The 10,015-nt window shown below is 73.2% G+C and carries 13 protein-coding genes; 1 reads left to right on the plus strand and 12 read right to left on the minus strand.

Annotation, left to right across the window (positions count from 1 at the left end):
- Nucleotides 1–53: 53 nt before the first annotated feature.
- From ACIPXB_RS26200 to ACIPXB_RS26210, 3 genes are all read right to left on the minus strand, one after another.
- The gene (locus ACIPXB_RS26200) at nt 54–842 is read right to left on the minus strand and encodes a putative protein N(5)-glutamine methyltransferase (RefSeq protein WP_401453824.1); all 789 of its coding nucleotides are present in this window, start codon (nt 840–842) and stop codon (nt 54–56) included.
- A 27-nt stretch (nt 843–869) separates the two neighbouring features.
- Nucleotides 870–2,123, minus strand: a complete 1,254-nt coding sequence (locus tag ACIPXB_RS26205; protein ID WP_401453825.1) for a GNAT family N-acetyltransferase — start codon at nt 2,121–2,123, stop codon at nt 870–872.
- Between the two features lie 154 nt (nt 2,124–2,277).
- Nucleotides 2,278–2,934 (minus strand): AmfC protein, encoded by a 657-nt coding sequence (locus ACIPXB_RS26210; RefSeq protein WP_401453826.1) that lies wholly within the window; start codon nt 2,932–2,934, stop codon nt 2,278–2,280.
- Nucleotides 2,935–3,095: 161 nt separating this feature from the next.
- Between ACIPXB_RS26210 and dtd the strand changes: the two genes are divergently transcribed.
- Nucleotides 3,096–3,521 (plus strand): D-aminoacyl-tRNA deacylase, encoded by a 426-nt coding sequence (gene dtd, locus ACIPXB_RS26215; protein ID WP_401453827.1) that lies wholly within the window; start codon nt 3,096–3,098, stop codon nt 3,519–3,521.
- Nucleotides 3,522–3,557: 36 nt separating this feature from the next.
- Here dtd and ACIPXB_RS26220 read toward each other — a convergent pair whose 3' ends face one another.
- The 9 genes from ACIPXB_RS26220 to ACIPXB_RS26260 all read right to left on the minus strand — a co-directional run bounded on the left by ACIPXB_RS26220 (nt 3,558) and on the right by ACIPXB_RS26260 (nt 9,949).
- On the minus strand, nt 3,558–4,523 hold the full coding sequence (locus ACIPXB_RS26220) for a YgfZ/GcvT domain-containing protein (protein WP_401453828.1): 966 nt from the start codon (nt 4,521–4,523) through the stop codon (nt 3,558–3,560).
- A 10-nt stretch (nt 4,524–4,533) separates the two neighbouring features.
- Nucleotides 4,534–4,971, minus strand: a complete 438-nt coding sequence (locus ACIPXB_RS26225; RefSeq protein ID WP_401453829.1) for a Fur family transcriptional regulator — start codon at nt 4,969–4,971, stop codon at nt 4,534–4,536.
- Between the two features lie 82 nt (nt 4,972–5,053).
- A complete protein-coding gene (locus tag ACIPXB_RS26230; protein ID WP_401453830.1) occupies nt 5,054–5,626 on the minus strand; it encodes an FABP family protein in 573 nt (190 codons plus the stop codon).
- Between the two features lie 476 nt (nt 5,627–6,102).
- Complete coding sequence (locus ACIPXB_RS26235; protein WP_401453831.1) at nt 6,103–6,351, minus strand: DUF3099 domain-containing protein; 249 nt, start codon at nt 6,349–6,351, stop codon at nt 6,103–6,105.
- A gap of 125 nt (nt 6,352–6,476) precedes the next feature.
- On the minus strand, nt 6,477–6,767 hold the full coding sequence (locus ACIPXB_RS26240; protein ID WP_401453832.1) for a DUF1416 domain-containing protein: 291 nt from the start codon (nt 6,765–6,767) through the stop codon (nt 6,477–6,479).
- 65 nt (nt 6,768–6,832) lie between these two features.
- The gene (locus tag ACIPXB_RS26245; protein WP_401453833.1) at nt 6,833–7,672 is read right to left on the minus strand and encodes a sulfurtransferase; all 840 of its coding nucleotides are present in this window, start codon (nt 7,670–7,672) and stop codon (nt 6,833–6,835) included.
- Between the two features lie 193 nt (nt 7,673–7,865).
- The gene (locus ACIPXB_RS26250) at nt 7,866–7,961 is read right to left on the minus strand and encodes a putative leader peptide (protein ID WP_401453834.1); all 96 of its coding nucleotides are present in this window, start codon (nt 7,959–7,961) and stop codon (nt 7,866–7,868) included.
- A 159-nt stretch (nt 7,962–8,120) separates the two neighbouring features.
- Nucleotides 8,121–8,819 carry a DUF2993 domain-containing protein gene (locus ACIPXB_RS26255; protein WP_401453835.1) on the minus strand — a complete coding sequence of 233 codons (699 nt, stop codon included), beginning with the start codon at nt 8,817–8,819 and terminating at the stop codon, nt 8,121–8,123.
- 47 nt (nt 8,820–8,866) lie between these two features.
- On the minus strand, nt 8,867–9,949 hold the full coding sequence (locus ACIPXB_RS26260; RefSeq protein WP_401453876.1) for a hypothetical protein: 1,083 nt from the start codon (nt 9,947–9,949) through the stop codon (nt 8,867–8,869).
- Nucleotides 9,950–10,015 lie beyond the last annotated feature (66 nt).

Raw genomic sequence — 10,015 nt, forward strand, 5'->3', positions numbered from 1 at the left:
CGGGATGGCCTGCCCGCGCCCAGCGTACGGACGCCGGGGTCCGCGGGACGCGGTCACCCCGCCGCCACCCCGGCCGCCTCCCGCGTGCCGATCACCACCGTCGCGTGGAGGTCCTCCGAGGTGACCGCGCGGACCGCGAGGCCCGCGGCCGTCAGGGCCGAGGCCGTGTGGGGGGCCTGGCGGGCGCTGGTCTCGATCAGGAGGTGGCCGCCCGGGGCGAGCCAGGCCGGGGCCGCCTCCGCGACGCGGCGCTGGACCGACAGGCCGTCCGGGCCGCCGTCGAGGGCGGTGCGGGGTTCGTGGTCGCGGGCCTCGGGGGGCAGCAGGCCGATGGCGTCCGTGGGGACGTACGGGGCGTTGGCCACCAGGACGTCCACGCGGCCGCGCAGGGCGGCCGGCAGGGCCTCGTACAGGTCGCCCTCCCAGACCGTGCCACCGGCTGGCGCGACGTTGCGGCGGGCGTAGCCGAGCGCCACCGGATCGATGTCGGCCGCGTGCAGTTCCACGCCGAAGCCCTGCTCCGCCGCCACCGCCGCGCCGACCGCGCCCACCCCGCAGCACAGGTCCAGCACGACCGCGCCCGGCCGGGCCAGCTCCGCCGCCTCGCGCACCAGGAACTCCGTACGCCGCCGCGGTACGAAGACCCCCTCGCCCACGGCCATCCGCAGACCGCAGAACTCCGCCCAGCCCACCACGTGTTCCAGCGGTTCGCCGGCCGCCCGGCGGGCCACCATCGCGGCCAGCTCCTCGGCGGATCCGGCGGCCGCGCCGAGCAGTTCGGCCTCCTCCTCCGCGAAGACACAGCCCGCGGCCCGCAGGGTCTCGATGATCGTCAATCCCACGTCAGTCCCTTCCACGGTCGGCGGCGGTCAGAAGATGTCCGGGCACCACGGGCGGCGTGCCGTACGGAACATCCGGTCCGCCCGCGCGACCGCGCCCGGCCGCTCCTCGGCGATCCGCCCGAGCGCCGCGAGCCGGACCGCCGAGGCCTCGCCGAGGTAGAGGGAGCCCAGTTCGGACACGTCCAGGCGGAGGTCCGCCGGCTCCTCGGTCCGCTCGCACACCGCCGTGCCGTCCGCCGCCGCGGCCAGCCGGTAGCGGCCATCGGCCAGGCCCATCCGGTCGGTCACCTCCAGCACCAGCGTGCCGGGCACCTCGTACGTACGGGCCCCCAGCGCCCGTACCACGTCCAGCAGCCGCACCCACAGGGAGTCCGCCACCGTCACCGGCCGGGCCGCCCGCGGGTCGGGCAGCAGGTCGACGAGGATGTCGTCCGGGGCGCGGTAACCGGTACGGACCTTGATCACCCAGTCGATCGAGCACAGGTACTGCCACAGCGCCCGCTCCGCCCGCGGGCCCACGGCCAGCAGGTCGTTGACCTGAAGGGTGTTCAGCGGCCGCTTGTCGTCGGTCCACTGCTCGTCGACCCGGTAGGCGGCGTACCCGTCGATCTGCCCCAGCGGGTCGCGGTAGACGACGAACAGCTGCTCCTTGTACGGCCGGTACGAGGGCCGCTCGACCCCGGTCGCCAGGTCCCAGGCGCGCTGCTGGCGGCTGACCACACCCGCCGTGCGCGCCCGTATCCGGTCGTGCAGCACGGGCCCGAACTCCCGTACCTCCGCGGCCTCCGCGAGGTCGAGCCGGCCGCCGCACTCCGGGGCGCTCCAGCGCGGGTCGAGGCCGGCGCGCGGTACGTCGATCTCCCACTCCACGAGGGACGACGCGGGCCCGTAGCCGTACCGGCCGTAGATCGGGTACTCGGCGGCGATCAGCGTGGAGAGCACGTCCCCGCGGGCCTGCGCGGCGTCGAGCTCGGCCCGCATCATCCGGCTGAGCAGACCCTGCCGGCGGTGGGTGGCGAGGACCGCGACGTTCGAGACCGCGGCCGAGCTCACGGCGGCGCCGCCGGGCACGGTCAGCTCCTGCGCGAAGGAGCGGAACGTGGCCACGCAGCGTCCGGTCAGCCCGTCGAACGCACCCTGGACCCGGGTGAAGTCCGTCGACTTCGCCCGGACGGCGACGTCGTCCTCGGTGAGCTTCGGCGGGGCGAGGAAGCCGATCAGGTTGGCGTGGAGCCAGTCGGAGAACTCGGACGGGGCGATGAGACGGACGTCGGCACTCATAACCGGCCACGCTAATCGCCGACCGGCCGGCCGGTCTCCTGAATTTCCGCCGGCCGGATCCCGCACGGCGCCCACGGCCCGGCACCTGCGGCACGGTGGCCGCGGCCCGGTGGCCGCGGCGACGCCCGCGCCCGGCGCCCGGTGGCCGCCGACGTCACACCAGCAGGTCGTCCACCTGGGCCTCGCCCTCGCGGTAGCGCCGGGTGATCTCCGCGCTGCAGTCGTCGGCCGTCCGCTGCAACTGCTGGCGACGGCGCGAGACCTGCTGCTCGTAGCGCACCAGCCGGGCCATCGCCTCGTGCAGCTCCGCGTCCGTACGGGCGCCGAGGTCGGACAGTTCGACGTCGGAGAGCATCTCGGCGGCCAGCAGCCGGAACTCCTCGTTGTGCGGGGTGCCGAGCGTGACGTGGCGGGCCGAGGCGCTGCGCCGGGACGGGGCGTCGGCGAGGATCTCCGAGAGCCGTTCGACGACCGCGCCGACGGGGGTCTCGGGCGCGGCGGGCGCCTCGGGGTCGGCCCGGCGGGCGAGTTCGGCGCGCAGGATGTCGATCCGGCCCTGGAGGAGTCTGCGGATGTAGCTGAGGTCGGCCTCGTCGCGCTGCGCGTCACGGCGCAGCGCGCGCAGCGCGGGCAGCCCGAGCGCGGCGGCCGCGGCCGGGCCGCCGGCGTCACCGGTGTCCCGGTCGGCGGGGCCGGTGCGCTGGGCGGGTGGTCGGACCGCGGCAGCGCTGACGGAAGACGTGTCCGGTGGTGTGGCCGGTGATGCGGCCGGTGATGCGGCCGGTACGGATGAGGTACCCGAAGTATTCATACGAACGTGTCCGTCCCCTCGACCGGTGCTCGGGGTCTCCCCGGCCCCGATGGCCCCGGGGGAAGCACCGCCTGTGTGCATCGTGCCACTGACCGTGGCGCCGCCCGGGCGCAGTCCACCCGATCGGCCCCGGACGGGTGCACGCCTGGTACACAGGTGGTATGCGAGCAGTGGTGCAGAGGGTGGACGGCGCGAGCGTCGTCGTGGCCGGCGAGACCGTGGGCGAGATCGTGGGCGAGGGGCTGTGCGTCCTGGTGGGGGTGACCCACGACGACACCCCGGAGAAGGCCGCGCTGCTGGCGCGCAAGCTGTGGTCGGTACGGCTGCTGGAGGGCGAGAAGTCCTGCAGCGACATCGACGCGCCGCTGCTGGTGATCTCCCAGTTCACGCTCTACGGCGACGCCCGCAAGGGCCGCCGTCCCACGTGGAACGCGGCCGCGCCGGGCCCGGTGGCCGAGCCGCTGGTCGACGAGGTCGTGGCCCAGCTGCGGGCGCTCGGCGCGACCGTGGCGACGGGCCGGTTCGGGGCGGACATGCGCGTCTCGCTCACCAACCACGGCCCGTTCACCATCGTCATCGACATGTGAGCGGTGGAAAGCCCGCCCCCTGAAGGCGCTACGGCGCTACGGCGCCACCACGACCTCCTGCGCCGCCGCCGTCGTCCCCACCAGCAGCGGCGCGTCCACCGGAACGTTCCGCTTGACCAGCGCCAGCGCGATCGGGCCCAGCTCGTGGTGGCGCACCGCGGTGGTCACGAAGCCGAGCTGGCGGCCCTCGGCACCGTCGGCGGCCAGCCGTACCGGCGTACCGTGCGGCGGCAGGTGCACCTCGGAGCCGTCCAGGTGCAGGAAGACCAGCCGGCGCGGCGGCTTGCCCAGGTTGTGGACGCGGGCGACCGTCTCCTGGCCGCGGTAGCAGCCCTTCTGCAGGTGCACGGCGGTGCCGATCCAGCCCAGCTCGTGCGGGATCGTGCGGTGGTCGGTCTCCAGGCCGAGCCGCGGCCGGTGCGCCTCGACGCGCAGCGCCTCGTACGCCAGGAGCCCGGCGGCCGGGCCGTGGGACGCGGCGAACGCCTCCAGCTCGGCGCGCGGCAGGAAGACGTCACGGCCGTGCGCGGTCTCCCGTACGACGTACTCCTTGGCGACCTCCGCGATCGAGCCGGCCGGCAGGTGGACGACCGCGAAGTCGGCGGTGCGGTCGGCGACTTCCACCCGGTAGAAGAACTTCATCGACTCCAGGTAGCCGATCAGCGCCTCCTGGGTGCCCGGCTCGACGTGCGCCCACACCGTCTCGCCGTCGTCGACGAGGTAGAGGGCGTGCTCGATGTGCCCGTTGGCGGACAGGATCAGCGCTTCGGTGGCCCGGCCCGGCGGCAGTTCGCTCACGTGCTGGGTGATCAGCAGGTGGAGCCAGCTCAGCCGTTCGGGGCCGGTGACGGCGATGACACCGCGGTGCGAGAGGTCGACGAAACCACGGCCGTCCGCGAGGGCGCGCTGCTCTCCGTACAGCTCGCCGTAGTGGGCGGCGACGCCCTCGTCACGGCCTTCGGCCGCCACGGCGCCGGGAAGATTGAGCAAAGGGCTGGTCATGGGCCCAAGCCTACGACTCGTCCGCCCGGTGCTTGGCGGCGCACTTGGCGCACAGTCCGAAGATCGCGAAGTGCTTCATGTCGGTCTCGAAACCGAAGGTGGCGCGCAGCTTCGCGGTGAACTCGGAGGCGATGTCCTGGTCGGCCTCGATCACGTCCGAGCAGTCCCGGCACACCAGGTGGATGTGGTGGTGCCGGTCGGCCAGGTGGTACGTGGGGGCGCCGTGCCCGAGGTGGGCGTGGCTGACCAGGGCGAGCTCCTCCAGGAGCTCCAGCGTGCGGTAGACGGTGGAGATGTTGACCCCGGAGGCGGTCTTGCGCACCTCGGCGAGGATCTCGTCCGGGGTGGCGTGCTCCAGGGTGTCGACCGCTTCCAGGACAAGCTGGCGCTGCGGTGTCAGCCGGTAGCCGCGCTGCCGCAGGTCGCTCTTCCAGTCGGTGCTCACCACGGGGCCAGTGTAAGCGCGCGAAGGGGACCTCGGGACGGCTCGCGCGGTCCCGTGGTCCCCTCGGAGAGTCGCTCCGGCCGGCCTACCGGAAGAAGGCGATGCCGTCGTCCGGCATGTCCGGGAGGTTGCGCGCCATCTCGGCGACCTCCTCGGGCGTGACGACCTTCTTGAGCTGCGCGGACATGTACGGGCGCAGCTCGACGTCCGGGGTGGCCTTCTCGCCGACCCACATCAGGTCGCTCTTGACGTAGCCGTACAGGCGCTTGCCGCCGCTGTACGGGCCGGAGGCCGCGGTGCGCGCGACGGCGTCGGTGACCAGGTCGATCTGCGGCTTGCCGTCGGCGAGCTCGCCGTACCAGACCTCGACCACGCCCTGGTCGCGGACCATGACGATCTCGACCTTGCGGTCCTTGTCGATACGCCAGTAGCCGGACTCGGACTCCAGGGCCCGGACCTTGTTGCCCTCGGCGTCGAGGACCCAGGTGTGCGAGGTGTACTCCAGGAAGTCCCGGCCGTCGTGGCCGAAGACGACCTCCTGGCCGAAGTTGCACTTCTCTTCACCGGGGAAGTCGAAGACGCCCGCGCCCTCCCAGGTGCCGAGGAGGAAGGCGAGGGGGACGAGGCCCGGGTTCAGGTCGGACGGGATCTGGATCATGAATGGCTGCTCAGGCGATCTGTGGGAGGGGTTCCGGGGCGGTCAGCGGCAGGTGCTCAGCGCTGACCCTGGTACAGCTTCTTCACGGCGAGGACGGTGAAGGCGAGGACGCCGACGCAGACCAGGACCAGCAGGGAGGTGAAGACTGCCTCAAGCACGGGGTGCTCCTCGGAGGTGTTCGTTCGGGCGGAAACGGGCCGGTCCCCAAGCCTACTGGCCCGGGGACCGGCGCACTCTGTGAGGTCCGCCGTACCGGTCGCCGCCCGTGCGTCGACCGGGCGCCCGGCGGCCGCGTCCCGGCGTGGCCGCGTCCGCTGGCGGCCGAGCAGCCCGGTAGACCTCGGCCTCGCTGCCGGTGCCCGCGGCCGACCCCTGGCCGGTCCGCCCGGCCACGGCGGCGCGCCAGACCGGGTCCCGCTCCAGCACGGGCACACCGCCGAGGCCGGCGCCGGGCTCGTCACCTGCCGTCGGGCTCGTCACTTGCCGTCGAGCTCGTCCCACCACTCGTCCGACTTCGGGTCGCCCGAGGGGTCGTCCCACCAGCGGTCGTCCGGGCCGCGCCGGTTCGCCACCATCGCCGCGACCGGCGGGATCACCATCGCCACCAGGCACATCACGACCGCCGCCGGCACCGACCACAGCCGTACGAAGGCCCAGGCGGAGACGAAGAGGAAGAGGCATCCGCCCATCAGCAGGAAGTAGGCGCGCCGGCGCCGGGCGTACATGCCTCCAGCGTAGGTCCGCGCGCCGGCAGCGGCGCGAAGGGCCGCACCCCCGTCCAGTGGCGTCCAACCCCATGGAGGTGCGGCCCTTCGGCCGGTCGAGCGGTGCCCGGTCGGGCGCCGGTGCCTCAGACGGCGATGGCGACGTCCGTCAGGCTGCCGGTCTCGGTCACGACGACCTTGCGGTCGGCCGTGCCGCCCGGGATGAGCGCCCGGAGGGTCCACTCGCCCTGCGCCGCGTAGAAGCGGAACTGGCCGGTCGCCGAGGTCGGGACCTCGGCGGTGAACTCGCCGGTCGAGTCCAGCAGACGGACGTAGCCCGAGATGGGCTCGCCGTCCTTGGTCACCTGGCCCTGGATGGCCGTCTCACCCGGCTTGAGGGTCGAGACGTCGGGTCCGCCGATCTGTGCTCCACACATGTTCTCTGTCCTGTCCTAGAGGTCGTACGAGGGCGTCGCGTGCCCGGATTGCTGGTCGGAGCCGATTACTTGTTGGCGCCGAGCTCGATCGGCACGCCGACCAGGGAGCCGTACTCGGTCCAGGAGCCGTCGTAGTTCTTGACGTTCTCCTGGCCGAGCAGCTCGTGCAGGACGAACCAGGTCAGCGCGGAGCGCTCACCGATGCGGCAGTAGGCGATGGTGTCCTTCGCCAGGTCGACCTGCTCGCCCTCGTACAGGGCCTTGAGCTCGTCGTCCGACTTGAAGGTGCCGTCGTCGTTGGCGTTCTTCGACCACGGGATGTTGCGGGCGCTCGGCACGTGGCCGGGGCGCTGCGACTGCTCCTGCGGGAGGTGCGCCGGGGCGAGCAGCTTGCCGGAGAACTCGTCGGGCGAGCGGACGTCGACCAGGTTCAGGGAGCCGATCGCGGCCACGACGTCGTCGCGGAACGCGCGGATCGAGGTGTCCTGGGCCTTCGCCTTGTACGCGGTGGCGGCGCGCTGCGGGACCTCGGAGACCAGGTCGCGGGAGTCGAGCTCCCACTTCTTGCGGCCGCCGTCGAGGAGGCGGACGTCCTGGTGGCCGTAGAGCTTGAAGTACCAGTAGGCGTAGGACGCGAACCAGTTGTTGTTGCCGCCGTAGAGGACGACGGTGTCGTCGTTGGCGATGCCCTTGGCGGAGAGGAGCTTCTCGAAGCCCTCCTGGTCCACGAAGTCACGGCGCACCGGGTCCTGGAGGTCCTGCTTCCAGTCGATCCGGACGGCGTTCGTGATGTGGTTCTTGTCGTACGCGGACGTGTCCTCGTCCACCTCGACGATGACGACCTTGGGGTCGTTCAGGTGGGCCTCGACCCAGTCGGCGTCGACGAGGACGTCGCTGCGGCTCATGGTGTTCTCCTCCGGGGCAGTGTGCGGCGGGGCGGTGCAGATGCTGCGGGTGCGGTGATGTGCTGCGGGTGGTGCTGCGCGTGCGTGACCGGCGGGTGCGCCGCGGTGCCCGGCACGGAGGACGTGGGGCGGGTGGCGGCGGGGGCGGTCACGCGGGAACGGCCGGTGTGCGGCCTTCAGGGGAGCGGATCGCTCACATGGAGAGCGAGCGACAGAGCATGGCGGCGACGCGACACAGGTCTACTGCCCGTCGCTTCGTGAGGTCCGCCTGCTGATGCTTCATAGCCATGGATCGTAGGGACGAACAGGCCGCCCTGTCACCGGTGTGTCATATGCCGAGACAGGATCGTCCGGATGCTGGTACGCGAACGCCCCCGGGCGGCACCCGGGGGCGTGGTCGGCACGGCGTGCGGGCCCGTCCTTCTGCGGATCGGACCGGCCCGTCTCACTATCCGGCCAGGGTCACGTTCCGGCCGTCCAGCGAGAGGTGGAGGCCACCGGCGTCCGAGGTCAGCCCGGACAGCTTGATGCCCTCGGGCAGGCCGTTGATACGGCGCTCGAAGTCCGTCTTCTTGCGGATCATGCCCTCGACGCCGGGAATGCCCTCGCCGGGCACCTCGTCGGCCCGCACCCGCACGGTGCGGCCGTCCTCGCCGAGGGTGACGGTGGACACGACGCTGCGGGTGATGCTGCGGCCGAGGACCTCGACGGTGGCGGTGACCTTCACCTTGCCGGGCGCGTTGCCGTACGCGATGGTCGCGCCGTTCTGCGAGGTCTTGGTCAGGTCGTCGTACGAGACGAGCGCGGAGCCGTCGACGCGGGTCGCGGTGCCGCCCGTGTAGTCGCTGTCCAGCTTGACGCCGTGGAAGCTCGCGTCGAGCTGCGAGATCCGCATCTTGCGGCCGTCGGCGCCGGCCGCCTCGACGCCGGTGAGACGGACGTCGACCTGCTCCAGCTCGCGCCCCAGGGCCTGGGTCAGGAACGGGAAGCCGTGGATGTCCACCGTGGTGCCGCCCGCCTGCCCCTGCCCGAGGCGGACCTTGGCGGCCATCTCGTCCTCCGCGTAGCCGACCGCCCAGCGGTCGGCGGCCACGAAGAGCCCGGCCAGGATCAACCCGATGATCACAAATATGCGCAGGACACGCATGCTTCCCTCCCCGTTCGGTACGTGACGAGGCTACTGGTGACCTCCGCTCAGCCGACCACGCGCCCGATCAGGTGGACGGCGGGAGCGGCGACGGCCAGGGGCAGGGCGACTCCGGCCGTCATGTGGACGAACTTCGACGGGTAGTCGTACGCCGCCACGCGCAGCCCGATCAGCGCGCAGACCCCGGCGACCAGCCCGGCCAGGGCCCCGCCCACGGCGCCGACCTCGGTCATGCCGCCGACCGCGATCCCGGCGCCGGCCGCGGCGGCCAGCGAGGCCCCGACGGAGGGGGCGGCCGGCAGCGGCAGCGACCGGGTGAAGGCGGCGACCCCGACGGCGACCGCGCCGACGGAGACGGCGGCCAGGTCGGCGGCGAGGTAACCGGCGCACACGATGGCGAGGGCGGCGGAGGCCACCGACGCCATCAGGCCGTACATCCGCTCGTCGGGGTCGGCGTGGCTGCGCAGCTGGAACACGAGGGTCAGCAGCACCCAGGCACCCAGCGTGCCGATGATCGCGCCGGGTCCGTACGCGTCGTCGACGGCGAGGACGGCGATGTCCGCGACGACCGCGCCGAGGAAGGCCAGCGCGATGCCCTGGCGGGCCGGCCACATGCCGTTGAGGCGGAACCAGCCGGCGGCGGTCAGCGCCTGGAGCACGACGAGCGGGACGAGCAGGGCGAGCTGGCCGAAGGCCGCGGCCCCGGCGAGCAGGACGCCGAGGGCGGCGGTGAGCAGCGCGGACTGCGGCCCGGGGTCGATGATCGGCGAGCGCCCCTCGGCCCGCGCCTGCGCGGGGTCGACGATGCGGGTGGCCCCGCCGAGCGTCGGCGGGGAGTACTCCGGGCCGCCCTCCTGGACGGGGGGCGGGGCGTCGAAGGCGGGGCGACCGGGGGTCACCGGGCTGCTCACGGGGTTCCCTCCTGCGGCCGGGACGGCCGCGGCCGCGGCCGCGTCCTCCCGGTAGGGCGGCAAGTACGCGGTCTGCGCCGCCGCGTCGGCGTCCGGCCGCACCGGCGGCAGGTACGCCGTCTCCGCGCCGGCCGCCACGTCCTCCCGATAGGGCGGCAGGTACGCGGTCTGCGCGGCAGCCGAAGCCCCCGCGTCGGCGTCCGGCCGCACCGGCGGCAGGTACGCCGTCTCCGCGCCGGCCGCCACGTCCTCCCGATAGGGCGGCAGGTACGCGGTCTGCGCGGC

It is taken from the genome of Streptomyces sp. NPDC090022 (assembly GCF_044748145.1).
Taxonomy (GTDB): domain Bacteria; phylum Actinomycetota; class Actinomycetes; order Streptomycetales; family Streptomycetaceae; genus Streptomyces.

Coding starts and splice junctions, on each gene's coding strand:
- ACIPXB_RS26220 (WP_401453828.1), bottom strand. CDS start 4,523: ATGACCAGCCCTTTGCTCAATCTTCCCGGCGCCGTGGCGGCCGAAGGC.
- ACIPXB_RS26210 (WP_401453826.1), bottom strand. CDS start 2,934: ATGAATACTTCGGGTACCTCATCCGTACCGGCCGCATCACCGGCCGCA.
- ACIPXB_RS26235 (WP_401453831.1), bottom strand. CDS start 6,351: ATGTACGCCCGGCGCCGGCGCGCCTACTTCCTGCTGATGGGCGGATGC.
- ACIPXB_RS26230 (WP_401453830.1), bottom strand. CDS start 5,626: ATGATCCAGATCCCGTCCGACCTGAACCCGGGCCTCGTCCCCCTCGCC.
- ACIPXB_RS26205 (WP_401453825.1), bottom strand. CDS start 2,123: ATGAGTGCCGACGTCCGTCTCATCGCCCCGTCCGAGTTCTCCGACTGG.
- ACIPXB_RS26240 (WP_401453832.1), bottom strand. CDS start 6,767: ATGTGTGGAGCACAGATCGGCGGACCCGACGTCTCGACCCTCAAGCCG.
- ACIPXB_RS26245 (WP_401453833.1), bottom strand. CDS start 7,672: ATGAGCCGCAGCGACGTCCTCGTCGACGCCGACTGGGTCGAGGCCCAC.
- ACIPXB_RS26255 (WP_401453835.1), bottom strand. CDS start 8,819: ATGCGTGTCCTGCGCATATTTGTGATCATCGGGTTGATCCTGGCCGGG.
- ACIPXB_RS26250 (WP_401453834.1), bottom strand. CDS start 7,961: ATGGCTATGAAGCATCAGCAGGCGGACCTCACGAAGCGACGGGCAGTA.
- dtd (WP_401453827.1), top strand. CDS start 3,096: ATGCGAGCAGTGGTGCAGAGGGTGGACGGCGCGAGCGTCGTCGTGGCC.